Below are 23,859 nucleotides of genomic sequence, written 5' to 3' on the forward strand. Positions count from 1 at the left end.
ACAACGGTGTGATTCATCCCCAGTGTGTGGACAGCCTGTGGATAACTCGGCGCGGCGCTGGGCCGTCGCCGGCTGCTGGACCGGGCCGTCAGCGCCAGCGGGTGGCCATGACGAAGCCCGCCATGATCAGGCCCATGCCGATGGCGAGGTTCCAGTAGCCGATCGCGGCGATCGGCCACATCCCGGACGTGACGTAGAAGGTGGCCACCCACAGCACGCCGACGATCATCAGCCCGCTCATGAGCGGGACGAACCAGGGCGGGTTCGACGCGGGGGCCTTGCTCTGGGTGTTGAGCTCGCTGGCCCGGCGGGCGCGCTCCCTGGCGCCCTCTCGGCCTCGGGACTCGGGCACGGGGTCTCCTTCGTCGGTTCGGGTGACGGTCAGGATACGCGGATACGCTGGTGGGGATGAGCAGCGCGAGCGGGGAGCCGGGGGACCGGCCGGTCACGGCCCGGCGTCCGACCAGGACCGTCGGCGTCACCGTCATGTTCCTGCTCGCCGGGCTCCTCTTCGGCACGAGCGCCTCGCTCGCCCGCGAGCGACCCCCCGTCGGCAGCGTCAACGACCTGCCGAGCCTCATCACCGCCCGCGACTCGCAGGTGCGTGAGCTGACCGAGCGGGCCGAGGAGCTGCGCGAGGAGGTCTCCGTGCTCCAGGCGGCCGTCGACACGAGCCAGACCCGTCAGCTCAACCGGGCCGCCGACACGCTGGCCCCGGCCGTCGGCCTCGGTCCCGTCGAAGGCCCGGCCGTGCAGGTCACCCTGGACGACGCGGGCTACAGCCTCGACACGCTGCCCGAGGGCTACTCGGTCGACGACGTCGTGGTCCACCAGCAGGACCTCCAGGGAGTCATCAACGCCCTGTGGGCCGGCGGGGCCGAGGCGATGATGGTGCAGGACCAGCGGGTCATCGCCACCAGCTCGGTCCAGTGCGTCGGCAACACCCTCTACCTGCAGGGCAGGGTCTACTCCCCGCCCTACACCGTCACCGCCGTCGGCGACCCCGACGCCATGCTGGCGGCGCTGGAGGAGGACCCGACGGTCAGCACCTACCGCGACTGGGCCGAGCTCATCGGGCTGGGGTATGCCGTGACCGAGCTGGGGAGCATGGAGATGCCCGCCTACGCCGGCAGCCTGCGACCCCAGTACGCCACCCCGGTGGAGCTGCCCGGCGAGGTCGAGGAGATCGACAGCACCCGCAACGACTGACGTCGCGCACGCCCGAGAACGTCCGCGCACGGCAGGAGACGGCCCTCAGTCCCGCTGCCCCGGCGGCACGAACGGCGGTCCGGCCCCGTCCGGCGGGTCGGTCGGCTCGACCGGCGGGCCCGGCTCGTCGGTCGGCGGGTCGGTGGTGGGCTCGGTGTCCGTCGGCGCGGGCGTGTTCGGATCGGGCTCGTCCGTCGGGCCGTCCGTCGGCTCGGGCTCCGGCTCCGGCGTGGGCTCGGAGGTGACGGTCCGCTCGACGGTCTGGGTCTCCACGAGGACGGGCTCGGCGGCCACGACCAGCACGATCTCCTCGCCCTGGTCGACGAGCTCGCCCTCGTCGACGGACTGCTCCAGGACCGTCCCTGGGTCGGCCTCGGCCGTCCGGCGGTTCTCGAAGGTGTAGGCCAGGTTCTGCCGGTTGAGGGCCACCGCCGCCTCGTCGCTGGACAGACCGACGACGTCGGGCACCTCGACCTGGCCGCTGGCGACCGTCAGCACGATCTCGCGGTCGGGCTCGACCTCGTCACCGGGCTCCGGCTCGGTGCTGACGACGTGGCCCTCCTCGACGTCGGGGTCGTGGACCTCCTCGGCCTCCGCGCGGACGTTGGTGAACCCCTCCCGCTCGAGCAGGTCGCGGGCCGCCTGCTCCTCCATGTCGAGCAGGTCGGGGACCTCGATGGCCTCCGGCCCTGCCGAGACCACGATGAGCACCTCCGAGCCTTCCTCGAGCTGGCCGCTGGGCGGGTCCTGCTCGATGACCTCGTCGACGGGGGCGTCGCTGTTGCGCTCCTCGGAGTCCACCGTGAAGCCCAGCCCCGTGAGCGTGGTCCGGGCCTCCGGCTCGGTCATCCCGACGGTGTCGACGACCGTGACCAGGACCGGCTCCTCCTCGGACCCGGGTCCCACGACCTGCCACAGCACCCAGGACATCCCGGCCACGGCCAATAGCGCGAGGATGCCGAGCAGGAGGGCGGCGCCGCGGTGGCGCCGCTCGCGGACCGGCATCTCGTCGGTGCGTTCGTAGCGGTCGTCGTCCGAGGCGTAGGCGCTCGACGCGCGGTCCCACCGGCCCGGGTCCGTGGCGTCGCCCCCGTCGCGGGGAGGACCGCCCGCGGCGCCACCCCCCGAGGCGGACGCGGACGCCATACCCGCCCCGGCGGCGGCGCCCGCAGCCCCGGCTCCCCACCGCCGGGTGTCGTCCCCCTCGGCGGGGCGGACGACCTGCGTGTCTTCGTCGCCGGAGCCGGGGTCGCCCCGCCGGGCGCGGGCGGCCGCGGCGGCCCCGGCCCCGGCGATCCCAAGAGCACGGGCGTAGCTGGCCTGCGCCCCCGAGGAGATGGGCTCGTCGGCCCGCGCGCGGTTGAGGTCGGCGCGGAACTCCCCGGCCGTCTGGTAGCGCTCGTCCCGGTCCTTCTCGAGGGCGTGCAGGGTGATCGCGTCCAGGGCCTGGGGCAGGCTGCGCTCGTGGGTGGACGGGGCCTTGGGTGCCTCGCCGAGGTGCTGGTAGACCAGCGAGACGGGGTCGCCCTGGAACGGCGTCCGGCCCGCCAGCAGCTCGTAGAGCAGGCAGCCCACGGAGTAGAGGTCGGACCGGCCGTCGACGTCCAGGCCCTGGGCCTGCTCGGGGGACAGGTAGCGCGCCGTGCCCATGACCGCCTGCGTCTGGGTCATCGTGGCGGCGGTGTCGGCGAGGGCCCGGGCGATGCCGAAGTCCATGACCTTGACCGCCCCGGCCTCGGTGACCATGACGTTGGCCGGCTTGATGTCGCGGTGGACCAGCCCGCGGTCGTGGGCGTACTCCATCGCGGCCAGCACCGCCGCGGTGATCCGCGCGGCCTCGTCGGGGTCCAGCACCCGGTGCTCGTTGATCAGCTCGCGCAGCGTGCGGCCCTCGACGAACTCCATGACGATGTAGGGCACGTGGACGGCGGCACCGCCGCCCGCCTCGTGCACCGTCTCCTCGCCGGAGTCGAAGACGCCGACGATCGAGGGGTGGTTCAGGCCCGCGGCGGCCTGGGCCTCGCGGCGGAAGCGGGCGAGGAAGGAGGAGTCCCGGGCCAGGTCCGTGCGCAGGATCTTGATGGCCACGGTGCGGCCGAGGCGCAGGTCGTGGCCCACGTGGACGTCGGCCATGCCGCCGCGGCCGACCAGGTCGCCGATCTCGTAGCGTCCGCCGAGGACGCGCGTCTCGGGCCCCGACGGTGGGGGCGTCGGCCGGGTGGGGTCGGTCATGGGCTCACTCCTGCCTCGAGCATGGCCTGGGCGATGGGTGCGGCCACCCGGCCGCCGGTCTCGCCCGTCCAGTTGTCGGTCGCCGACTCCACGACGACGGCGACGGCGATCTGCGGGTCGTCGGCCGGCGCGAACCCGGTGAACCATGCGTGCGCGGCGCCGCTGTCGCCGAACTCCGCCGTGCCGGTCTTGCCGGCCACGGACACCCCGGGCACGGCGGCCAGCTGGCCCGACCCCTGCTCGACGACGGAGACCATCATGTCGGTCAGCTCCTGGGCGGTGGCGCCGGAGACGGCCCGGGACAGCGCCCGCGGGTCGGTCTGCTCGGCCACCTCCAGGTCGCGGTTGCGGACGGTGTCGACGAGGTAGGGCTCCATCACCACGCCGTCGTTGGCGATCCCCGCGGAGATCATCGCCACCTGCAGCGGCGTGACCCGCACCTCGTGCTGCCCGATCCCGGTCAGCGCCGTCTGCGCGTCGTCGGGGTCCTCGGGGTATGTCGAGGGCGTGGCGGTCATGGGGACCTGCAGCGTCTGCCCGAAGCCGAACTCCTCGGCCTGCTCGCGCAGGGCGTCGGCGCCGAGCTCGCCGGCCAGCCAGGCGAAGGAGGTGTTGCAGGAGACCTGCACCGACCGGGCCAGGCTGGGGGTGCCCTCCGGGTGGCAGGCCGCGCCGCCGAAGTTGGGCAGGTCGGTCGTCGTCCCCGGCAGGGTGTAGGTCAGCCCGCCCTCCAGCTCGCTGTCGGGGGTGAACTCCCCGCTCTCGAGCGCGGCCGCCGCCACGACCAGCTTGAAGGTCGAGCCCGGGGGGTAGAGGTCGCCGGCGAGCGCCCGGTTGACCAGCGGCCGGGACGGGTCCTGCGAGAGCTCCTCGTAGGCCTGCTCGACCGCGTTGAGCTGGTGGCTGGACAGCGCGTTGGGGTCGAAGGCGGGCCGGCTCACCATCGCCAGGATCGCCCCGGTCGCGGGGTCGATGGCCACCGCGGCGCCACGCCGGTCGCCGAGCGCCTCGGCGGCGGCCGCCTGCACCTGGGGGTCGATCGTCAGCTCCAGGGAGGCGCCCTGCGGCGGGCGACCGGTGACGACGTCGACCAGCCGCTGGTAGAAGAGGCTGTCGTCGGTGCCCGCGAGCACGCCGTTGCGGGCCCGCTCCAGCCCCAGGCCCGCGCCGTAGATGAAGGACCAGTAGCCGGTGACGTGCGCGTAGCGGGTGGCCTGGTCGTAGCGGCGCTCCCACTCCAGGTCGTCGTCGGTGGCCACCGACCGCGCCACGGCGTCGCCGTCGACGAGGATCGCCCCGCGCTCGCGGCTGTAGGTGTCGATGAGGGTGCGGCGGTTGTTCGGCCGCTCGCGCAGGTCGTCGGCCTGGACGAACTGGATCCAGGTCGAGGCGAGCAGGAGCGCGGTGAACATGGCCAGGACGACGTAGGCCAGGCGGCGGATGGGGGTGTTCATCGGGTGCGGACCTCCCCGCGGGGATGGGTCAGGTCCTTCGTCGGGTCCTGGCGGCGCTCGGAGACGGGGCGGCGGGCGTGGTCGCTGACCCGCATGAGCAGGGCGACGATGATCCAGTTGGCCAGCAGCGAGGACCCGCCGGCGGACAGGAACGGCGTGGTCAGCCCGGTGAGGGGGATGACCCGGGTGATCCCGCCGACGACGACGAAGACCTGCAGGGCCAGGGTGAACGACAGGCCCGCGGCGAGCAGCTTGCCGAACCCCTCGCGGGCGCCGATGGCCGTGCGCAGCCCGCGCTCGGCGAGCAGCGCGTAGAGGGTCAGCAGCGCGAACAGGCCCACCATGCCCAGCTCCTCGCCGAACGCCGCGACGATGTAGTCGCTGTTGGCGAAGTAGGTGATGTAGGGATAGCCCTCCCCCAGGCCGGTGCCGAAGATCCCCCCGTGCCCCAGCCCCATCAGCCCCTTGGCCACCTGGTCGGACTGGCCGGGGGCGAAGGGGTCGAGCCACAGCGTCACCCGCGCCTGCACGTGGCCGAAGACCTGCCAGGCCAGGAACGCGCCGCCGACGAACAGGCTCATCCCGATGACGATCCAGCTGATCCGCTCGGTCGCCACGTAGAGCATCGCCACGAACAGCCCGAAGAACAGCAGCGAGGAGCCCAGGTCGCGCTGCAGGACGAGGATCATTACCGACAGGCCCCAGGCCACCAGGATCGGGCCCAGGTCCCGGGCCCGCGGCAGCTGCAGGCCGAGGAAGCGCCGGCCCACGAGGGAGAGCGCGTCCCGCGTGCTCACCAGGTAGCCGGCGAAGAAGATCGTCAGCATGATCTTGGCCAGCTCGCCGGGCTGCAGGCTCAGCGGACCCAGGCGCACCCACAGCCGCGAGCCGTTGATCTCCTGGCCCACGACCGGCAGCATCGGCAGCAGCAGGAGCAGGAAGCCGGCGGCCATGGCCAGGTAGGTGTAGCGCCGCAGCAGCCGGTGGTCGCGCACGGCCACGAGGGTGGCGGCCGCGGCGAGCACGGCCAGGCCGGTCCACACCAGCTGCCGGGCGGCCACCTCCGAGCCGGTGCCGACGTCGATCCGGTGGATCATCACCAGCCCCAGCCCGTTGAGGAGGGTCGCCAGCGGGAGCAGGAGCGGGTCGGCATACCGCGCCCGCCAGCGGAGCACGAGGTGCAGGGCCAGCACGATGCCGGCGTAGGTGCCCAGGTGCCACCAGACCAGCTGCGGGACCTCGCCGACGGTCGCCAGCTGGACGTTGACGTAGGCCAGTCCGACGACGACCAGCGCGAACAGGGTCAGCAGGAGCTCGACGGTCCGGCCGCTGCGCACGCGCAGGCTGGTGACGGTCGACGGCGTGGGGGCGGTGGCGCTCACGGGCATCCCTCCGGCCACAGCACCTGCACGGTCGGCCGTGCGTCGTCGGTGGTGGCGGCCGTGTCCGGCGCGACGATCCCGCTGCCCAGGCCCACGCCGGTGTCCAGCCGCCGGCCCAGGGGGGCGGTATGCAGCGTGCCCGGGGCGACCGTCACCGCCACGGCGTCGTCGGGCACCTCGGTGGTCACCGACCCGTCGGGCAGAGTGACGACCGGCACGCAGTCCGCACCGGCCAGGGCCCGCAGCTCGGCCACGATCGTGTCCGCGCCCGCCCGGTCGTCGGCGGACAGGGTGCGGCGGACCTGGTCCTGGTAGAAGGTCGGCAGGGCCTCGACCGCCAGGTCGGTGCGCTCCTCGGTGTGGCTGAGGTCCAGCGGGCCCAGGTCCTGGGATACGCCGCGGAAGATCGTCACGCGGCCGGCCTCCTCGCCGACGAAGTACTGCTGCTGGCTCCACGTCCACGCGCCCCAGCCGACGAAGCCGACGACGAGCAGGGCGGCGGTGGCCACCAGCGCCCGGCGCAGCCAGCGCACCCACGGCCCGGCCGGCTCCTCCTCCGCCAGGACCGGCGACTCCGCCGGCGCCCCCGAGGCCTCCCGGCTGAGCATGGCCGCCTTCTCGGCCGGCGTGAGCTGGCTGATGACCTGGGCGCCGCGGCGCTCGCTGGCGGCGCCGACGACCTGCGGCTTGGTCGTGCCGGCCCCGGCGTGGACGACGTCGGCGACCACGACGGTGACGTTGTCGCGGGCCGCCGCGCGCAGGGCCACCTGGACGAGCTGGTCGGCCACCTGGCCGGGCGTCCGGTCGGTCTGGCCGAGCAGCTCGGCGATCGTGTCCTCCGCGACGTAGTCCGAGAGGCCGTCGCTGCACAGCAGCAGCCGGTCGCCGGTGTGCAGCTCGCGCAGCGACAGGTCGGGGGCGTCCTCCTCGCGGCCGGTGAGCACCCGGGTGACCAGCGACCGCTGCGGGTGGTGGCGGGCCTCGTCCTTGCTGATCCGCCCCTCGTCGAGCAGCTTCTGGACGAACGAGTGGTCCTTGGTGATCCGGGTCAGCCGGCCCTTGCGCAGCAGGTAGGCCCGCGAGTCGCCGATGTTGGCCACGGCGAGCTTGGTGCCCACGCGCATCATCGCGATGCAGGTGGTGCCCATGCCGTCGGAGTCGGGGTAGACGTCCATGACGTCGGCCAGCCGCCCGTTGGCCTCCTCGATCGCCCGCTCGAGGATGTCGAGGGCGTCGTCGGCCCCGTGCGACTCACCGTCGAGGTGCACCAGCTCGCCGACGACGAGGGAGGAGGCCACGTCCCCGGCCGCGTGCCCGCCCATGCCGTCGCACAGCACCAGCAGCTCGGGCCTGGCGTAGGCGGAGTCCTCGTTGCGGGACTTGCTGCCGAGCCCGAGGTTGCTGCGGGCGGCGTAGCGGAAGGCGACCATGGGGACCGGGGGTCAGCGCCGCAGCTCGAGGACGGTCTGGCCGATCCGGATCTGCGAGCCGGGCTCCAGCCGGGCGCCGGTCGTGATCCGCTCGCCGTCGACAAGGGTGCCGTTGGTCGAGCCCAGGTCGTCGGCGTACCACGCGTCGGCGCCAGGGTAGACGCGCAGATGGCGCCCGGAGGCGTAGTCGTCGGTCAGCACCAGGGAGCACTCCGGGTTGCGCCCCACGAGCAGCCCGGACTCGTGCAGCGGCACGGAGGTCCCGCGCAGGCTGCCCTCGGTGACGACCACGTGCGTGGGGGTCTCCTTGCGGCGCTGCCGGCGCTCGCCGCGCGACTCCTTGCGGGCAGGCCGCCCGGCGGTGCGGGAGAGCACCCGCGTGCCGTAGAGGTCGCTGCGCAGGGCGCCGACGACCGAGAAGACGAACGCCCACAGCAGCACGATGACCCCGAGGCGGACGAGGTTGAGGGTCAGCTCACCCATTCACCCCTCCAGCCGGAAGACCACGGTCGAGCGGCCCATGGTCATCCGGTCGCCGTCGCGCAGCTCCTCGGAGCCGACCTGGTCGCCGTTGAGGTAGGTGCCGTTGGTCGAGCCGAGGTCGCGCAGCACCACCTGCAGGTGGGGTCCGTCGTGGGTGATCCGCACCTCCGCGTGCCGCCGGGAGACACCGGGGTCGTCGAGCACCACGTCGGCGGTGGTCTGGTCCCGCCCCAGGGTCGTCACCGCCGCGGTGAGGGGTATGCGGCGTCCGTCCACCTCGAGCGAGGGGCGCGGCCGCCGGGGCCGGGCCGGGCGGCTGGGGGCCGGCGCCGGCTCGTGGCTGAACTGGGCGGTGCGGCCCTCGTCGCGGCTCTCGTCGCGGCCGGCGTCACGAGCGTCGTCGCGGCCCTCGCCCCCAGGTCGCCGGGGTGCTGTTGACGGACCGGCGGACGCGGCGGCATACCCCTGGTCGGGGGAGGGGGCGGACCGTCCGCGGTCCTCGCCGCGGGCGCCGGCCCGCCCGTCCTTGGCGGCGGGGCGCACGCGGAAGATGCCGGTCTCCAGGTCCTCGCCGGCGACGAGACGGACCTCGAAGGGGCCGGGGGCGACGTAGCGCTGGGCGTCCGCGTGGTCCTCCGCGGCGGCGACCAGCTCGTCGGTCAGCGCCCGCTCGTAGGAGCTGAGGCGCTCGTGGTCGGACTCGGCCAGCTCGATGGTGAAGACGTTGGGGACCATGGTGCGGCCCGGTCCCAGCACGGCGGCGCGGTCGTCCATCGCCCCGCGCATGGCCGAGGCGATCTCCACGGGCTGGACCTCGGCCTTGAAGACCCGGGCGAAGGGCTGCTTGACGGCGCGCTCGAGCCCCCGCTCGAGCCGGTCGAAGACTCCCACGGCCTCTCCTCGTCTGGTCGGTACGGTCGGTCGCGGCGGCAGACGCCGCCCGTGCGATCGTACTGTCCAGGTCTGGGGACGGGCTGGACCTGCGGGTCGGTGGCCTGTTCGAGGGGCGCGGCAGGCGGCCGGGTCAGGTCCAGCGCCAGTCGGTCAGGACGTTGAGCCGCAGGACGCCGTCGTCGCCCCCGTCGGTCGCGGTCCGTGGGTCCAGGTCCAGCATCCGGGTGAGATCGGGGCTGGCGTCCTGGGGGCCGGTGACGTGGTAGAGCATGTGCAGGGGCTCGTCCTCGAAGGACAGGAAGCCGTGGTCGGTGATGACGGAACTCTCGTCCACGGCGGGGTCGTGGACCAGGGCCTCCTGCGTGGCCCGGTCGGTGCCCAGGCGCTCCAGCACCGCTGCGTCCCGGGCGACGATCCCCCGGTGGAAGGTGTCGACGTAGTCGTTGACGGGGCTGTCCGTGCGCTCGAAGGCGTCCGCGGCCGCACCCCCCAGGTAGTAATCCAGCCCGACGACGGCGTCCTGCCCGCCCAGCTCGTCCCCGTCGACGGTCACCGTCATCGAGGCGCCCGACGGATGCTCGTAGTAGACGGCCCACCGGCGCAGTCCGACGTCACCGTGGCCGTCGAGGGAGTCCACCCGGGTCGTTCCCCACGCCGCATCGGTGGTCCAGGTGCCCATGGCCAGCCCGACCTCGTCGACGGTCAGCTCCGCGACCCGGGCCGAGTCGCCGTCCGCCCATGCCTCGACAAGGGCCTGGGCGTAGTCCTCGGGGTAGGTGGGGTAGTCCGCGGCCGAGGTGCTGTCGGCCGCGGTATCGGCCGTCGTCGTCGTGGCGGCGTCTGCCCCATCGCCTCCAGTCGTGCCGGGATCCGGCGAACCGGTGTCGTCGCCGCCGTCGGGGCCCGGCGTGGTGACGCCCGCCACCGCGGTGGGGGTCGTGTCCTCAGGACCACCCCCGGCCGAGCCGCACCCCGCGAGGACGACGGCGGCCGACAGGGCGGCGACGAGGGAACGCTGGGGACGGTCCATGGTTCCTCCTGGGGTGCGGCTCCTTGACCCTACTACGCCGACCGGCAGGACGGGTGGTGCGACTCCGGGGGATCGCGGCTGCCACGAATTTCTGGGCGCCTCCGCCTGCGTGCTACTGTTGCTCGGCACTCGCGCGAGTGGCGGAATAGGCAGACGCGCACGGTTCAGGTCCGTGTGCCCGAAAGGGCGTGGGGGTTCAACTCCCCCCTCGCGCACCAGCACGAAGCCCCCGGTCCTCCAGGTCCGGGGGCTTCGTCGTGCCGGCCCCGGGTGTGGAGGCGGGGCCGGGTGGCGTCGGCTCAGGCCGCCAGCAGGCCGTCGATCTGGTTGATCGCCAGCCGCGACCCCTCGACGACGCCCATGTCGAGGACCTGCTGCAGGGCCTCCGCGGACTCGTAGGTCGAGACGTACACCGCCCGGGTGCCGCCGTCGACCTCCTCGAAGGTGTAGACGTTGTGCGAGACCGGGGCCGTGTCGACCGGGTTCAGCTCGGCGTCGGCGAAGCCGTCGTCGAAGGTGAGCCGGTGCGGGGCGTCGACCTCGGTAATCTGCCACCACCCGCCGTAGCGCTGCCCGTCGGGGGCGGTCATGTAGTACGTGCAGCGGGCGCCGGGCGTCAGCTCGTGCTCGACGAAGGTCGCCGGGTGGGTCGGCGGGCCCCACACCTTCTCCAGCTGGCGCGGGTCGGCGTACACCTGCCAGACCCTCTCCACGGGGGCGGCGAACTCGGCGGTGATGGTCAGCGTGCGGGTGTCGATGTCCTGGGTGACGTCGGTGACGGGCATGTCAGTTCTCCTCGAGCAGTGCGTCGATGCGGTCGATGCGGCCCCGCCAAATCCCCTCGAGCTCGGTGAGCATCGAGGCGACCGACCGGACCGCCTCCACGTCGCCGCTGGCCAGCTGCTCGCGGCCACGGCGACGCTTGGTGAGCAGGCCGGCGCGCTCCAGCACGGTGACGTGCTTCTGGACCGCGGCGAAGCTCATGTCGTAGCTCGCCGCCAGGGCGGAGACGGAGTGCTCGCCGGCCAGCACGCGACGCAGGATGTCGCGCCGCGTCCGGTCGGCGAGCGCGTGGAACAGGGCGTCCGCCCGGTCCTCGCTCGTCCCGTTCATGGGAACAACATACAACCAATCAGTTGTATGTTGTCAAGGGCTCGGGTGGCTGCGCGACACTGGGGCCATGACGTACACGCCCGACCCGACCCGTTACGACACGATGCACTACCGCCGGGTGGGCCGCTCCGGCCTCCAGCTGCCCGCGGTCAGCCTGGGCCTCTGGCACAACTTCGGCGACGACGTGACCTTCGAGCGCCAGGAGCAGTTGCTGCGGAAGGCCTTCGACCTGGGCATCACCCACCTCGACCTGGCCAACAACTACGGGCCTCCCTACGGGGCGACGGAGGAGAACGTCGGCCGTCACCTGCGCCGCAGCTTCGCCGGGCTGCGCGACGAGCTGGTCATCTCGACCAAGGCGGGCTGGGACATGTGGCCCGGCCCCTACGGGCAGATCGGCGGTTCGCGCAAGTACCTCGTCGCCAGCCTCGACCAGTCGTTGCGCCGGACCGGGCTGGACTACGTCGACATCTTCTACCACCACCGCCCCGACCCGGAGACGCCGCTGGAGGAGACGATGGGGGCGCTCGACGCGATCGTGCGGTCGGGCAAGGCGCTCTACGTCGGCATCTCCAGCTACTCCAGCGAGGACACCCGCCGCGCGGCCGCCATCCTCGAGGACCTGGGCACCCCGCTGCTCATCCACCAGCCGTCCTACTCGATGCTCAACCGCTGGACCGAGGAGGACGCCCTGCTCGACACCCTCGACGAGGTCGGCGCCGGCTGCATCGCCTTCTCCCCGCTGGCCCAGGGCATGCTCACCGACAAGTACCTGCATGGCATCCCCGAGGGGTCCCGCGCCACCCAGGGCAAGAGCCTGTCGACCGACCTCATCACCGACGAGACCGTCGAGCACCTCCGTGCGCTGGACGAGATCGCCTCCGGGCGCGGCCAGACGCTGGCCCAGATGGCGCTGGCGTGGACGCTGCGCGACGAGCGGATGAGCTCGGTGCTCATCGGCGCCAGCAGCCCTGAGCAGCTGGAGCAGAACGTCGGCGCCCTCGACCGGATCAGCTTCGACGAGGACGAGCTGGCCCTCATCGACCGGCACGCGGTCGACTCCGGCATCGACCTGTGGCGGGGGGCCCGCCTGGGCTGAGCCTGTTCAGACGCGCCCCCGCGGGTCTACGCTGCGAGCATGTCGGCGGACCCGCCGGGGGCAGCGTCGCAGCAGGTCAGGTTCGCCCGGTCCGCGGACGGGGTGACGATCGCGTATGCCGTGCACGGCTCCGGCCCGCCGCTGGTCCTCAACAGCTGCTGGCTCTCCCACCTGGAGTTCGACTGGAGCAGTCCGGTGTGGCGTCACTACCTCGTCGAGCTGGGCCGGGTGGCCACCGTCGTGCGCTACGACGAGCGGGGCCACGGACTGTCCGACCGCGAGGTCACCGACTTCGGGTTCGACCGGCGCCTGGAGGACCTGGAGGCCGTCGTCGAGCACGCCGGCCTGGAGCGGTTCGCACTCATGGCCATGGCTCAGGGTGGGCCCGTCTCGATCAGGTATGTCGTGGAGCACCCCGGCCGGGTCACCCGCCTGGTGTGCGCCAGCACGTACTCCGGTGCGGCCCAGCACGTCACAGAGGACGACCTGCTGCTGGAGGAGGCGTTCCAGTCGATGATCAGGGCCGGCTGGGACCGCAGGGACCCGGTCTTCCGGCGGGTGTTCACCCAGATGATGATCCCGGACGCCACCGAGGAGCAGATGGTCTGGATGGACGACCTGCACCAGCGGGCCGCCTCTGCCCGGACCGTGCAGGAGTCCCGGCGCCAGCGTGGGCAGGCGGACGCCTCCGCCCTGCTGCCGCTGGTGGACGTGCCGACCCTGGTCGTTCACTCCCGCTCGGAACGGATGAACGACTTCGCCCACGGGCGCCAGCTCGCCGCCGGCATCCCCGGCGCCCGCCTCGTCGCACTCGAGAGCCGCAACCACATCCTGCTCGAGGACGAGCCGGCGTGGCCGGTCTTCCTGCGCGAGGTGACGGCCTTCCTGGCGCAGGACCGGCACGAGAACTCTCCCGTCGGTGGCTGCGACGCCCTGTCCGCCCGCGAGCGCGAGGTGCTCGGGCTCGCGGCGCAGGGGCTGGACAACCAGGGCATCGCCGGGCGTCTCGTGCTCTCCGTCCGCACGGTCGAGCGTCACCTGCAGAACGTCTACCTCAAGCTCGGCGTCGGTGGCCCGAACGCCCGGACCGCCGCCGTCACCCGCTGGCTGTCCCGGGGGTAGCGCGGCCGCTGCGCGTGCCACCCCATACCCGCCTCTTGCCGCCCCGCGCGGTTGCGCGTCGGCACCGATGCGGGGCACCCACGCCGGTCCCTAGCGTCGAGGTGTCCCGCCACGGCGGCGGGCACCAGGGAAAGGACCCGTCATGAACAAGGCAGCCATCAGCCTCACCACCGGCCTGGAGGACCCCGAGCGGGTGACCGTGGCCTTCCTCGTCGCCGTCGGCGCCGCGGAGGCCGGCCGCCCGACGATGATGTTCCTCACCAAGGAGGCCGCCCGCCTCGCCGTCGAGGGCGTGGCCACCGCGGTCGCCTGCGACGGATGCCCCCCGCTGAGCACGCTGCTGGGCCGCTACGCCGCGGCGGGCGGCCAGATGATCGTCTGCGGCGTCTGCGTGGACGCCAAGAAGCTCGACCCCGGGGCGTTCCTGCCCAACGCCGTCAAGGCCGGCTCGGTCCAGCTGTGGGAGTGGATCGGGGACGGTGCCACGACCTTCAGCTTCTGACACCGGGGTTCGTCCGCCGCCACCGGGGACGGCAGCCCGGGCGGGAATGCCCGAAGGTCAGGCGTTCCCAGGTCCCGGACCCGGTCGCTGCATGACGGACGACAGCGGCCGCGTCTCGTACGTCGGGTTGAGGCCCTGGTGGGGACCACAACTCGTCAGGTCGGGCCGGTGGCGGCCCTCAGGCGCTGTGGCGGAGGCGGTCGAGCGGCAGGTGCACGGTCGGAAGGTGGACCGTCGGCAGGTGCACGGCCGGACGCGGGACGGCCGGCAGGTGCACCGTCGGCAGGTGCACCGACCGCAGCCGGGGCCGCCCGGCCAGCGCCCTCTCGGTGGCGGACCCGTCGTCCGCCTCGTCCGTCGTGACGGCGTCGGCCGGGGCCTCCGGGACGGCCAGCACCTCGTCGAACCACTCCCGGGTCAGGCCGACCGCCACCAGGGCGGTGCCCTTGTGGTCGACCGCGCCGACGTGGACGACCTGGGCCCGCCCGCCGTGCGTGCGCACCAGCGCGGCGGCCCGGTGGGCGTCCTCGGCCGGGGCGTCGACGTCCTGGCCGCCGACGTAGAACCGTACGGGTGCCGTCGTCGCCACGTCGCCGACGCTGTTCTCCGCCAGCCGCCGGGGGAACCAGCCCTCGCCCGCACCGACCAGGTCGTCCACCGTCTCCCGGGTGAGCAGGTGGGCGGGGTCGCGGGGCAGCGCCAGCTCCACCTCCATCGAGCTGCGCCGCCCGTCGAGCAGGATCGGCAGCCGCCGCGCCCACCGCTCTCGGACGATCGAGGCCAGCGGCTGCCCGTAGACCCGGGCGTAGGAGGTGGCCAGCGCCGCGAGATAGGTCGTGTGGTGGGCCGAACGCCCCGAGAGGACCGCCGGCCCGACGGTCTCGGCCAGCCGGTGGGCCCCGGCCACCGACGCCACCGCGGCCACCTCGAACGGCTGCGCCGTCCGCGTCAGCTCCCCCAGCGCAGCCAGCGAGGCGTGCCCGCCCTGGGAGAACCCCAGCAGCGCGACCCGGTCGGGCACCGCCGTCCCCACCTCGGCGAGCACGCGCGGCAGCACGGCCAGCAGGTCGACGACGGCCCGGCCCTCGGTCTCGGCGTGCAGGTAGGGGTGCGGCCCCGGGGAGCTGCCCATGCCCAGGTAGTCCGGTGCGACGAAGACGTAGCCCGCCCCGGCGAAGGCCAGCGAGGCCATCACGCCCTCGAGCCTGTGCGGCGCGGAGGGCACGTGCAGCCGGTGGGTCTGGGTGGCGTGCTGGTAGGAGACGACCGCGTGCGGCCGCACCCCCTCCGGCGTGGCGACCAGCCCGGAGGCCACCGTCGGCCGACCGTCCACCCCGGTCGTCGGGTAGAGGACGCGGTGCATCCGGACCCCGTTCCGCGCACCGAGGCTGGCCAGCCCGAGTGCGCGCAGCGCCAGCCGGGCCGCGGGCTGCGGGTAGCGGCGCAGCTGCGACACGACGGGCAGGCCGACCTCGCTGTCGGCCGCGACGATCCCCATGGCACTCCCCTGCGTCGAGATGATCCTGTCAGGGTGACCCCGGTCACACCCCGTGTCAAGGGCGGCACCGTCCCTGCGACGTGGGACGATGGGCGGATGCCCACCCCGGACGCGCGTACCGAGCTCTTCGCCGCGCTGGTGGGCCTCGACGACGACGCGGCCCAGGACGTCCTGCGCCGGGAGCGGGAGCGGCTGGGGCTGGACCGGCTGGTCGGCGACCTCGTCGTCCCCGTCATGCGGCAGGTCGGGCTCGGCTGGGAGCGGGGCGAGGTCTCGGTGGCCCAGGAGCACCTGGCGACCCAGCTCGTCCGGTCGGCCCTGGACCGGATGGCCGACGGCTGGGGGACCGGCGACGGGCCGCAGGCGTGGCTCGCCTGTCCGCCGCGGGAGCTGCACGACCTGCCGCTGCTGGCCTACGGGCTGCTCCTGCGCGAGCGCGGGTGGCGGGTCCGCTTCTTCGGGGCCAGCACGCCGCTGCACGACCTGCGCCGCGCCCTGCGTGTGCACCGGCCCGAGGTGGTCGTCGTCTCCGGCGACGACCCGGCCCGCCTGCGGGCCAGCCGGGTGGCCCTCGACCTCATCGCCGGGGACGCGGTCCTGGCCCTCGGCGGACGGGCCGCCGAGCTCGCCGGCGCCGACCTGCCCGGCACGGTGCTGCCGCCGGACCTGGTCGCCGCGGCCGACCGGCTGGCCGAGGTGCTCGCCGAGGCGCAGGCCGGCCCGGCCGAGCTGCTCGGGACGGCCTGAGCCGACCGGCCCTCCCCGCTCCGGCTTGCCCCCGGGGCCGCCGGGGGGCACCGTGGGGCCATGAGCGAACACACCCCCGAGCACGAGCGCGACCGCGACGACGACGGCTTCGGCACGGTCGACCGCACCGAGGAGCAGGCGGAGCGCGCCCAGGTCGACCTCGACCAGCCGGAGTCCACCGACGACGTGCCGTGGAGCCCGCCGACCAGCCAGCCGATCCACTCCGAGTTCGACGACGACCCGGAGGAGGAGACGATCGACCAGCGGATCGCCCAGGAGGTGCCCGAGCAGGGGACGGCCTACGGGGCGCCCGAGCCCGGCGGCGTCCTCGGCGGCGCCGACGACCCGGCCGGCACCACGGGGCCACCCGTCGGCGGCGACGACCCCGACGCCATCCCCGCCGAGCGGGACGTGCTGGGCACCGAGTCCGGTCTCTGACGAGATATCACGGAATCTCGCCATAGACCTAGAATTCTCTAGAGAGCGCGATCGACACCGTCCCCACGGAGGCGACCGGGCACCGCACGTCCTCCTGCTGGCGCTGGGCACTCGTGGCGACGTCGAGCCGTTCGCCCGCCTGGGGCAGGCGCTCCGCGCCGAGGGGTATGCCGTCACCGCGGCCGTCCTCGAGGACGGCGCCGCCCGGATGCGGTGGGCCGGGGTCGAGCCGGTCGTCGTCGGGCCGACGGCCGACCGGACCATGTGGTCGCCCTCGCCGGCCGTCCGGCGGTTCGCGCACCTCAACCCCGGGCTGATGTACCTCCAGATGCGCCGGGCACTCACCGCCCGGGCCGCCACCCTGGCCGACGGCATCGCGCCGCTGCTCGCCGGTGCCGACGCCGTCGTCTCCGGCCTCCCCACGGCCCGCCTGGTCCCCCTGCTCCAGGCCCGGGGCGTCCCGGCCCGGCTGGCGCTCATGGCCCCCCTCACCCCCCACCCCGCCGGCACCTCGGCCTGGTCCCACACCGTCACCGAGCTGCTCCCCTCCGTTCTCGAGTCGGCCCGGCAGCGGATGCTGTGGCGGATGACCACCGGCCTGTCCGCGGCGCTCGCCGACGAGGTCGCGCGCCGGCTGACGCCCACCGCGCCCGCCACCCCTGACGCTCCCGCCACCCCCGCGGCATACCGCGCGCCGCCCGCCCTCCTGGCGACCAGCGCCGCGCTCGACCCCGACCCGGCCCCCGACGTGCAGCAGGTGGGCTGGTGGGCCGACCCCGCACCGGTCACGTCGCTGCCGACCGACCTCGAGGAGCACCTGCGCCGGCACCCGGGCGGCCTGCTGCTCGCTCTCGGCAGCATGCCCGCCGACCGGCCAGACCAGCTCGTCGACCGGCTCGCCGGGGTGGCCCGACGGCTGGGGCGCCCGGCCGTCGTCCAGGTGGCCGGGGCCCGGCCCGGTCCGCGCGACGGCGCGTTCGTGGTCGGGGAGGTCGACCACCGGGCGCTGCTGCCGCACGTCGTGGCGGCCGCCCACCACGGCGGGGCGGGCACCACCCATGCCGTGGCCGCCGCCGGGCTGCCCCAGGTCGTCGTCCCGCACCTGGGCGACCAGGCCCACTTCGCCCGGCAGGTCCACCGGGCCGGTCTGGGGCCGGCACCCCTGCGTCCGGTGCTGGCCACCCCGCGCACGGTGGTCGACCGGCTGCACGAGGCGCTCACCGCGCCGCGCTACGCCGCCCGCGCCCGCGCCGCCGCCGCCGTGATGGCGGCCGAGGACGGGCTCGCGACGACGGTGCGGGTCGTCGGCCGGATGACGCAGGTCGGCACGCACGGCTGACCGACCCCGACAATGGTCGGGTGAGGGGATCCAGAGTGCTGGCGCTGAGCAGCCCGATCTACGCGCACACGCTCAACGCCGTGCCCTTCCTCGAGGGCCTGACCGCCCGCGGGGCCGAGGTGCACCACGGGGTCGCCACCCCCTGGGTCGGGTCGCGGGCCGTCGCCGCGCCCGACGGCTCCGTGCACGACACCGGGCCCGTCCCGGCGTTCAGCCCGCCCGGGGGCCGCGTCCGCGACGTCTCCGCGCGCTACGCCTGGCTGGTCGCCGACGCCGCCACCCGCGTGCGCACGGTCGTGCGCCTCGTCGAGGAGGTCCGCCCCGACGTCGTGCTGACCGACTCCCTCGGCCACGCCGGCGCGCTGGCCGCCGAACGGCTCGGCGTGCCGTGGGTCAGCTTCGGCGACGGCCCCCTGCACTTCCCGGACGCGCTGACCCCGCCCTTCGGCGCCGGCCTGCCCTACCGCACGCCCCAGCCGTGGGTGTGGCGCAACACCGTCGTCCAGGTCGCCAGCCGCCGCGTGGTCATGGCGCGGGCGCAGCAGGGGTATGCCGCGCTCCGCGCCTCCCTGGGGCTGCCGCGCCGCGACGTCCCCGTCCTGGAGGCGAGCCTGTCGCCGCTGCTGCACCTGCACTGCGGCGCCCCCGAGCTGGAGTACCCCCGCGCCGACCTGCCCGACCACGTCCACTTCGTCGGGGCCCTGCGCCCGCCGGGGCCGACCGGTTGGCGTCGGCCGGACTGGTGGGACGAGGTGGTCGCCGGCCACGACGGCTCGGTCGTCCTGGCCACCCAGGGCACGCTGCGCGACGACCCGGCCGAGGTGCTGGCCCCCACCCTGGCCGCGCTGCGCGCCACCTGCCGGGCGGGCGTGCTGACCACCGGCTCGGGCGACCCGGCCCGCCTCGGCGGCCCCGGCGTGGTGCCGGACCGCCTGGCAGGAGGGCCCCCGCGGCACGGCGACGGGGCCGGTGGTGCCCGGGGCCCGGTGGCCGTGGAGCGGTTCGTCCCCTACTCGGCGGTGCTGCCGCACGCCGGGGTCTTCGTCACCAACGGCGGCTGGACCGGGGTCCTGCTCGCCCTGGCCCACGGCGTCCCGGTCCTGCAGGTGGGCAGCACCGAGGAGAAGGCCGACATCGGCCGGCGCGTCGAGTGGGCCGGCGCCGGCCTTCACCTCGGCGGCTCCCGCCCCCGGCCCCGGGCGCTGGCCCGCGGGCTCGCGCGGGCTGAGGGCACGGCATACCGGGCCGGGGCCCGCCGGGTCGCCGCGTCGCTGGCCACGCGCGACCCCGGGCGGGACGGGGCCGAGCTGGTGCTGGGCCTGCTGGGTCAGGGTTGGACGAACGGATAGAGTCGAGTCCCGGGCGGTCGCCCGGGGAGGGCGACGGTGAGGATGCTTTCTCGGTGAGCACGACGACGACGGACCGCGACTACGACCGGGTCGTGCTGGTCGACGACGACGGCACGGAGATCGGCACCGCCTCACGGACGCAGGTGCACGGCACGGACACGCCGCTGCACCGGGCCTTCTCGCTCTACCTCTTCGACGACCGCGGCCGGGTCCTCATCACCCGCCGCGCCCTCGACAAGCTCACCTGGCCGGGCGTGTGGACCAACGCCTGCTGCGGCCACCCCCGCCCCGGGGAGGCGCTGGGCGACGCCGTCCGCCGCCGCCTGGGCGAGGAGCTCGGCCTGCAGGTCGAGGACCTCCAGCTCGTGCTCCCGGACTTCCGCTACCGCGCCGTCGACGCCAGCGGCATCGTCGAGCACGAGCTGTGCCCCGTCCTCGTGGGCCGGGTCGTCGGCGACGTGCGGCCCGACCCCGCCGAGGTGTGCGAGCACGCCTGGGTGGCCTGGTCCGACCTGGTCACGGCGATGCGCGCCACGCCCCAGGTCTACAGCCCCTGGTCGACCCTCCAGGTCCCCGAGCTGGACGGCGAGCGCCCCCGCCTGCCGGTCGGCCCGGCCCCCGACCGGGCCGGCGGCACCGGCGCCGCCGCGACCCTGGACCGGGTGGACGCGCTGCTGCGCGAGGAGAGCGCCTGGGTGGAGCAGGTATGGAGCAGGCTGGCCCCCGCAGGCCCGCCCGACCTGCTCGGGGCCGAGGTGGGCGACCTGCCGACCTGGCTGCACGCCCTGCTGGCCGGCGGCGGCAAGCGGATCCGGCCGCAGATGTGCCACTGGGGCTTCGTGGCCTCCGGCGGGGCGATCGGCAGCCGGTGCCACGACCACGTCGTCCGCGCGGCCGCCGCCCTGGAGACCCTGCACCTGTTCGCCCTCGTCCACGACGACGTCATGGACCAGTCGGCCGAGCGCCGGGGCCGGGCGTCCGCGCACGTCGTCGCCGCCGAGGCCTTCCGCCGGGGCGGCGGGCACGGCGAGGCGGAGCGGTTCGGCGAGAACATCGCCGTGCTGCTCGGCGACCTGGCCCACTGCGAGGCCGACCGGATGGTGCACCCGCTGCCCAGCGAGATGCGCGACTACTGGTACGAGCTCAACCTCGAGCTCATCGTCGGCCAGCGGGCCGACCTGACCGGGGCCGCCGCCCGCCGCACCGACCTGCCGCACGCAGAGGCGGTCGCGGCGCTGAAGTCGGGCTCCTACACGATCGAACGGCCGCTGCAGCTGGGGGCCCTGGCCGCCTCGGCCGACCCCGGGCAGCGGGCCGCGCTGGCCACGTACGGCTGGCACCTGGGCCGGGCGTTCGCCTGGCGCGACGACGTGCTCGGCGTGTGGGGCGACCACCACGTCACCGGCAAGCCCTCCGGCGACGACCTGCGCGAGGGCAAGACCACGCTCATCTGGGTGCTCGGCGCCGAGCGGCTCACCGGGGAGGCGGCCGCCGCGATGGAGCGGGTCGGCACGACGGACGCCCGCCCGGACGACGTCCGGCTCATGCAGGAGGCCCTCGTCGAGGCCGGCATCCGGCAGGAGCTGGAGGACCGGATCGCCGAGGAGCTGGCCGCGGCCGAGGACGTGCTCGTCGACGCCCCGCTCACGCCCGAGGGCGTCGACGGGCTGCGAGCCACCGCGCGGGCGATCGCCTGGCGCGACGTCTGACCGGGCCGTCCCCCTCGCCGAGGGCGAGCCGCATGCCCCGCAGCCAGTAGCCCTCGATGAGGTGGTCCCAGCCCAGCTCGGGCTCGGCCACGATCCGGGGGGAGCGGGCCAGCAGGCGGCGCAGGATCACGTCCGACTCGAGGACGGCCAGCGGCTGGCCGGGGCACTTGTGCGCGCCGTCGCCGAAGGAGAGCACGTAGTCGTTGACCCCGGCGGGCAGCGACCGGCCCGGGCACAGGTCCAGCGGGTCCTCGTCCACGACCTCCGGGTCGGCGTTGGCGGGGCGCACGCAGACGTCGACGAGGTCGCCCTCGCCGATCGTCCACGACTCCTCCCCGTCGCTGATCTCGATCGGCTGGTGGACCCGGCGGTAGAAGTGCCCGACGACCGGCTCGAGCCGGATGATCTCGTGCAGGATGGCGAGCCGTTCCTCCTGCCCGGCGACGAGGTAGCGCTCGCGCAGCGCGTCGTGCCGCAGCAGGTGCCAGGCGGCCATGACGACGAACTCCCGGGTCGTCACCATGCCGGCGGTGCCGTAGGTGACGCACTCCACGAGCACGCCGGTGGTGGAGTAGCCCTCGTCGAGCAGGTGGCTGATGACGTCCGGCCGACGCTGCCGGCGGCGCTCCCGCAGGGCGGGGCGGACGTCGGCGAGGTAGAACCGGGCGACCGGCACCAGCCCGTTGACGGCGGCCCTGGCCCACTGCCGGGGGGTCCGGCCCAGGTCGTCGCGGGTGATGTCGAACGGCGGCTGGTTGAAGAAGGACTCGAGGCGCCGGGCCATCCGCGGCACCGACGACTCGGTCAGCCCGACGACCTCGGCGGTCACCTCGACGGTGTAGAGCAGCGCCAGCTCGTCGAGCACGCAGCCGCCGGCCGCCTCCGCCTCGTCCAGCAGCCGGTCGGCGCACTCCTCCATGAGGTCGGTGTAGCGGTCGCCGACGACCTTGGGCGCGAAGAACCGGGCGACCTTGCGGCGCTGGTCGTCGTGCTGCGGCCCGTCGGAGACGAGGATCGGGTGGTGGTCGAGGTAGCCCTGGGGGATCGCCTCGGCGGTGAACCCCGCCTGGGTCGTGGCCTCCCGCGCCCTCAGCACCTGGCGGGCGGCCTCCAGCGACCGGATCCGCCAGACGTGACCCTCGCGCTCGACCCGCGGCGTGCTCGCCTCGCCCGCCTTGACGGCCCGGCGCCGGTCGGGGCTCATCGGCGCCGGAGCCCGGGCACCCGGGCCGCGCCCCTCCGCAGCGCCGCCGGCAGGTGCGGCCGACGGCGCAGGATCCCCTCCAGCGGCACCGTCCACACGTCCTCGCCCCGCACGCCCCACCCCTGCAGGAGGTGGTTGGCGGCGAGCACGCCGGTCACGGCCGCCCGCTCCATGAGCGCGATCGGCCAGTCGACCCGCAGGCCGTCGCCGGCCAGGGCCAGCCCGGGGTAGGGCGTGTCCACGGTCAGCCGCTGCCGCCAGGGGCCGGTGCCGACGAGGCCGCAGTCGTCCTCGACGAGCAGCTCCTCGTGGACGACGCCCAGCTCGGCGGTCTCGGGGTAGACCTCGTGCAGCGAGGCCAGCAGCCGGGCCCGGACACGGTCCTCGTCCAGCCCGCCGCGTCCTTCCCCGGCGACGTCGGGGTCGCGGGCGGGGTCCACGGCATACCCGTGCAGCTCGACGACCGACCCGCCGTGCTCGGCCGACCAGTCCGCCGCGCCCTGCTCGAAGCGCTCGAGCACGGTGACGTTGTCGAGCAGGTCGTAGCCGCTCGTGCCCAGGAAGGCCTCCCGCGACGGTGCGACGAGCCCGTCGAACCACAGCCGGACGACGACGAACGGCGGGGCGTTGCGCCCGTCCGCCACCCGCCCGTGCCATGCCTGCTGCGCCCGGCCGAGCGTGCGGTCCGACGACACCGGCAGGTCGGCGGCCAGGGCGCGGGTCGCCCGCGGGTCGGTCGCCAGCACGACGGCGTCGGCGGCGAGCTCCTCGGAGCCGGCGCGCACGCGCCATACCCCGTCCTCGCCGGGCGCGAGCCCCTCCACCCGGGTGCCGGTGCGCACGTCGACCCCGAGCCCGGCCAGGTAGCGCCCCAGCGGCGCCCACAGGGCGGTGTCGTAGTCGTCGTCGGGCACGTCGAAGAGCAGGCCCTCGGAGGAGCCGGTGAAGTAGCTGTGGAACATCCCGACCAGCTCGCCGGCGCCGAACTCGCTGGGATGGGCGAAGAACGAGCGGGCGAAGACCTCCAGCGCCAGGTGCCGGGCGCCCTCGGGGAAGCGCAGCCGGTCGAGGAAGTCCTGCGCGGACTCCCCGTCGTAGCGCTCGTGGCTCTCCGGGTAGGAGACGTTGACCAGCTCCAGCGCGCTGGGGATGTGCACCGAGGGCAGCGCCGAGACCGGGAAGGTGGGGCTGCGGAGCACGAAGGTGACGAGGTTGGCCGGCGGGGTCGCGGGCAGCTTGGCGAAGCTGTCGGTCAGCCCGTCGCCGCGGCGCAACGGGTAGTCGGGCACCGGGACGAGGTGGTCCAGCCCGGGGTCGGCGCGGCGCAGGAGGGCGCGGAGCGTGTAGTACTGCCGGAAGAAGGCGTGGAAGCCGCGGCTCATCGTCCGCCCGTCCTCCGTGGGCCACGCGCGCACCCGGCCGCCCAGCTGCTCGCAGGCCTCGAGGAGGGTGACCCGGGCGCCCCGCTCGGCGAGCACGACGGCGGCGGCGATCCCGGCGATGCCGCCGCCCACGACGACCACGTGCCGGTCGTCGTCCAGGCGGGGCGCGCCGTCGGGGGCCGGGTGGTGGACCGCGTGCGGGTCGCGGCCAGGAGGGGTGCGGTCGGTCATGGGGGGCTCCCT

The 23,859-nt window shown here is 74.7% G+C and carries 22 protein-coding genes and 1 tRNA gene; 10 read left to right on the top strand and 13 right to left on the bottom strand.

Annotated features, from left to right (window positions below; all coding sequences use genetic code 11):
• Positions 1 to 88 precede the first annotated feature (88 nt).
• On the bottom strand, positions 89 to 352 hold the full coding sequence (locus tag FJR00_RS04245; protein ID WP_141337599.1) for a cell division protein CrgA: 264 nt from the start codon (positions 350 to 352) through the stop codon (positions 89 to 91).
• A 56-nt stretch (positions 353 to 408) separates the two neighbouring features.
• On the opposite strand from FJR00_RS04245, the gene FJR00_RS04250 reads away from it, so the two are divergent.
• Positions 409 to 1,209: a DUF881 domain-containing protein gene (locus FJR00_RS04250; protein WP_238330295.1), complete on the top strand. Its 801-nt coding sequence runs from the start codon at positions 409 to 411 to the stop codon at positions 1,207 to 1,209.
• 45 nt (positions 1,210 to 1,254) lie between these two features.
• Here the strand turns inward: FJR00_RS04250 and pknB are convergent, their stop codons facing one another.
• The 7 genes from pknB to FJR00_RS04285 form a co-directional block, all read right to left on the bottom strand.
• Positions 1,255 to 3,441 carry a Stk1 family PASTA domain-containing Ser/Thr kinase gene (gene pknB, locus FJR00_RS04255; protein WP_141337600.1) on the bottom strand — a complete coding sequence of 729 codons (2,187 nt, stop codon included), beginning with the start codon at positions 3,439 to 3,441 and terminating at the stop codon, positions 1,255 to 1,257.
• The gene (locus FJR00_RS04260) at positions 3,438 to 4,895 is read right to left on the bottom strand and encodes a peptidoglycan D,D-transpeptidase FtsI family protein (RefSeq protein ID WP_141337601.1); all 1,458 of its coding nucleotides are present in this window, start codon (positions 4,893 to 4,895) and stop codon (positions 3,438 to 3,440) included. The genes pknB and FJR00_RS04260 overlap by 4 nt, the downstream gene beginning before the upstream one ends.
• Entirely contained in the window at positions 4,892 to 6,283 is a 1,392-nt protein-coding gene (locus FJR00_RS04265) for an FtsW/RodA/SpoVE family cell cycle protein (RefSeq protein ID WP_141337602.1), read from the bottom strand. The genes FJR00_RS04260 and FJR00_RS04265 overlap by 4 nt, the downstream gene beginning before the upstream one ends.
• Positions 6,274 to 7,707 carry a PP2C family protein-serine/threonine phosphatase gene (locus tag FJR00_RS04270; protein ID WP_141337603.1) on the bottom strand — a complete coding sequence of 478 codons (1,434 nt, stop codon included), beginning with the start codon at positions 7,705 to 7,707 and terminating at the stop codon, positions 6,274 to 6,276. Before FJR00_RS04270 ends, FJR00_RS04265 begins: the two co-directional genes overlap by 10 nt.
• 12 nt (positions 7,708 to 7,719) lie before the next feature.
• On the bottom strand, positions 7,720 to 8,190 hold the full coding sequence (locus FJR00_RS04275) for an FHA domain-containing protein FhaB/FipA (RefSeq protein ID WP_141337604.1): 471 nt from the start codon (positions 8,188 to 8,190) through the stop codon (positions 7,720 to 7,722).
• A complete protein-coding gene (locus FJR00_RS04280) occupies positions 8,191 to 9,081 on the bottom strand; it encodes an FhaA domain-containing protein (protein WP_141337605.1) in 891 nt (296 codons plus the stop codon). It abuts the gene before it with no gap.
• 133 nt (positions 9,082 to 9,214) lie between these two features.
• Entirely contained in the window at positions 9,215 to 10,114 is a 900-nt protein-coding gene (locus FJR00_RS04285; RefSeq protein WP_141337606.1) for a hypothetical protein, read from the bottom strand.
• A 131-nt stretch (positions 10,115 to 10,245) separates the two neighbouring features.
• Here FJR00_RS04285 and FJR00_RS04290 point away from each other — a divergent pair.
• Positions 10,246 to 10,332, top strand: a tRNA-Leu gene (locus FJR00_RS04290).
• Positions 10,333 to 10,413: 81 nt separating this feature from the next.
• Here FJR00_RS04290 and FJR00_RS04295 read toward each other — a convergent pair.
• Together FJR00_RS04295 and FJR00_RS04300 are read right to left on the bottom strand one after the other, a co-directional pair.
• Complete coding sequence (locus FJR00_RS04295; protein ID WP_141337607.1) at positions 10,414 to 10,899, bottom strand: SRPBCC family protein; 486 nt, start codon at positions 10,897 to 10,899, stop codon at positions 10,414 to 10,416.
• A gap of 1 nt (position 10,900) precedes the next feature.
• Complete coding sequence (locus FJR00_RS04300) at positions 10,901 to 11,227, bottom strand: ArsR/SmtB family transcription factor (protein WP_141337608.1); 327 nt, start codon at positions 11,225 to 11,227, stop codon at positions 10,901 to 10,903.
• A 67-nt stretch (positions 11,228 to 11,294) separates the two neighbouring features.
• Here FJR00_RS04300 and mgrA point away from each other — a divergent pair, with 67 nt between their 5' ends.
• The 3 genes from mgrA to FJR00_RS04315 all read left to right on the top strand — a co-directional run bounded on the left by mgrA (position 11,295) and on the right by FJR00_RS04315 (position 13,950).
• Positions 11,295 to 12,326, top strand: a complete 1,032-nt coding sequence (gene mgrA, locus FJR00_RS04305) for an L-glyceraldehyde 3-phosphate reductase (RefSeq protein ID WP_141337609.1) — start codon at positions 11,295 to 11,297, stop codon at positions 12,324 to 12,326.
• A 39-nt stretch (positions 12,327 to 12,365) separates the two neighbouring features.
• Positions 12,366 to 13,448 carry an alpha/beta fold hydrolase gene (locus tag FJR00_RS04310; protein ID WP_141337610.1) on the top strand — a complete coding sequence of 361 codons (1,083 nt, stop codon included), beginning with the start codon at positions 12,366 to 12,368 and terminating at the stop codon, positions 13,446 to 13,448.
• A 142-nt stretch (positions 13,449 to 13,590) separates the two neighbouring features.
• Entirely contained in the window at positions 13,591 to 13,950 is a 360-nt protein-coding gene (locus FJR00_RS04315; protein ID WP_141337611.1) for a DsrE family protein, read from the top strand.
• 178 nt (positions 13,951 to 14,128) lie between these two features.
• Here FJR00_RS04315 and FJR00_RS04320 read toward each other — a convergent pair whose 3' ends face one another.
• Entirely contained in the window at positions 14,129 to 15,448 is a 1,320-nt protein-coding gene (locus tag FJR00_RS04320) for an alpha/beta hydrolase family protein (protein ID WP_141337612.1), read from the bottom strand.
• Between the two features lie 96 nt (positions 15,449 to 15,544).
• Here FJR00_RS04320 and FJR00_RS04325 point away from each other — a divergent pair, with 96 nt between their 5' ends.
• The 5 genes from FJR00_RS04325 to idi all read left to right on the top strand — a co-directional run bounded on the left by FJR00_RS04325 (position 15,545) and on the right by idi (position 21,030).
• Positions 15,545 to 16,195, top strand: a complete 651-nt coding sequence (locus FJR00_RS04325; protein WP_141337613.1) for a cobalamin B12-binding domain-containing protein — start codon at positions 15,545 to 15,547, stop codon at positions 16,193 to 16,195.
• A gap of 60 nt (positions 16,196 to 16,255) precedes the next feature.
• Positions 16,256 to 16,633 carry a hypothetical protein gene (locus tag FJR00_RS04330; RefSeq protein WP_075957233.1) on the top strand — a complete coding sequence of 126 codons (378 nt, stop codon included), beginning with the start codon at positions 16,256 to 16,258 and terminating at the stop codon, positions 16,631 to 16,633.
• Between the two features lie 208 nt (positions 16,634 to 16,841).
• Complete coding sequence (locus FJR00_RS04335) at positions 16,842 to 17,972, top strand: glycosyltransferase (RefSeq protein WP_181409486.1); 1,131 nt, start codon at positions 16,842 to 16,844, stop codon at positions 17,970 to 17,972.
• A 20-nt stretch (positions 17,973 to 17,992) separates the two neighbouring features.
• Positions 17,993 to 19,321: a glycosyltransferase gene (locus FJR00_RS04340; protein WP_141337614.1), complete on the top strand. Its 1,329-nt coding sequence runs from the start codon at positions 17,993 to 17,995 to the stop codon at positions 19,319 to 19,321.
• A 53-nt stretch (positions 19,322 to 19,374) separates the two neighbouring features.
• The gene (gene idi, locus FJR00_RS16590) at positions 19,375 to 21,030 is read left to right on the top strand and encodes an isopentenyl-diphosphate Delta-isomerase (protein WP_141337615.1); all 1,656 of its coding nucleotides are present in this window, start codon (positions 19,375 to 19,377) and stop codon (positions 21,028 to 21,030) included.
• Here idi and FJR00_RS04350 read toward each other — a convergent pair.
• Entirely contained in the window at positions 20,966 to 22,234 is a 1,269-nt protein-coding gene (locus tag FJR00_RS04350; RefSeq protein WP_141337616.1) for a cytochrome P450, read from the bottom strand. The two genes, idi and FJR00_RS04350, sit on opposite strands and share 65 nt — an antisense overlap.
• Complete coding sequence (locus FJR00_RS04355; protein WP_141337617.1) at positions 22,231 to 23,847, bottom strand: FAD-dependent oxidoreductase; 1,617 nt, start codon at positions 23,845 to 23,847, stop codon at positions 22,231 to 22,233. The genes FJR00_RS04350 and FJR00_RS04355 overlap by 4 nt, the downstream gene beginning before the upstream one ends.
• Positions 23,848 to 23,859: the final 12 nt, after the last annotated feature.

It is taken from the genome of Ornithinimicrobium kibberense, assembly GCF_006519705.1.
Lineage (GTDB): Bacteria > Actinomycetota > Actinomycetes > Actinomycetales > Dermatophilaceae > Ornithinicoccus > Ornithinicoccus kibberensis.

Coding starts and splice junctions, on each gene's coding strand:
- FJR00_RS04260 (WP_141337601.1), bottom strand. CDS start 4,895: ATGAACACCCCCATCCGCCGCCTGGCCTACGTCGTCCTGGCCATGTTC.
- FJR00_RS04300 (WP_141337608.1), bottom strand. CDS start 11,227: ATGAACGGGACGAGCGAGGACCGGGCGGACGCCCTGTTCCACGCGCTC.
- mgrA (WP_141337609.1), top strand. CDS start 11,295: ATGACGTACACGCCCGACCCGACCCGTTACGACACGATGCACTACCGC.
- FJR00_RS04355 (WP_141337617.1), bottom strand. CDS start 23,847: ATGACCGACCGCACCCCTCCTGGCCGCGACCCGCACGCGGTCCACCAC.
- pknB (WP_141337600.1), bottom strand. CDS start 3,441: ATGACCGACCCCACCCGGCCGACGCCCCCACCGTCGGGGCCCGAGACG.
- FJR00_RS04330 (WP_075957233.1), top strand. CDS start 16,256: ATGAGCGAACACACCCCCGAGCACGAGCGCGACCGCGACGACGACGGC.
- FJR00_RS04335 (WP_181409486.1), top strand. CDS start 16,842: ATGCGGTGGGCCGGGGTCGAGCCGGTCGTCGTCGGGCCGACGGCCGAC.
- FJR00_RS04350 (WP_141337616.1), bottom strand. CDS start 22,234: ATGAGCCCCGACCGGCGCCGGGCCGTCAAGGCGGGCGAGGCGAGCACG.
- FJR00_RS04275 (WP_141337604.1), bottom strand. CDS start 8,190: ATGGGTGAGCTGACCCTCAACCTCGTCCGCCTCGGGGTCATCGTGCTG.
- FJR00_RS04265 (WP_141337602.1), bottom strand. CDS start 6,283: ATGCCCGTGAGCGCCACCGCCCCCACGCCGTCGACCGTCACCAGCCTG.
- FJR00_RS04270 (WP_141337603.1), bottom strand. CDS start 7,707: ATGGTCGCCTTCCGCTACGCCGCCCGCAGCAACCTCGGGCTCGGCAGC.
- FJR00_RS04315 (WP_141337611.1), top strand. CDS start 13,591: ATGAACAAGGCAGCCATCAGCCTCACCACCGGCCTGGAGGACCCCGAG.
- FJR00_RS04325 (WP_141337613.1), top strand. CDS start 15,545: ATGCCCACCCCGGACGCGCGTACCGAGCTCTTCGCCGCGCTGGTGGGC.
- FJR00_RS04320 (WP_141337612.1), bottom strand. CDS start 15,448: ATGGGGATCGTCGCGGCCGACAGCGAGGTCGGCCTGCCCGTCGTGTCG.
- FJR00_RS04285 (WP_141337606.1), bottom strand. CDS start 10,114: ATGGACCGTCCCCAGCGTTCCCTCGTCGCCGCCCTGTCGGCCGCCGTC.
- FJR00_RS04250 (WP_238330295.1), top strand. CDS start 409: ATGAGCAGCGCGAGCGGGGAGCCGGGGGACCGGCCGGTCACGGCCCGG.
- FJR00_RS04295 (WP_141337607.1), bottom strand. CDS start 10,899: ATGCCCGTCACCGACGTCACCCAGGACATCGACACCCGCACGCTGACC.
- FJR00_RS04310 (WP_141337610.1), top strand. CDS start 12,366: ATGTCGGCGGACCCGCCGGGGGCAGCGTCGCAGCAGGTCAGGTTCGCC.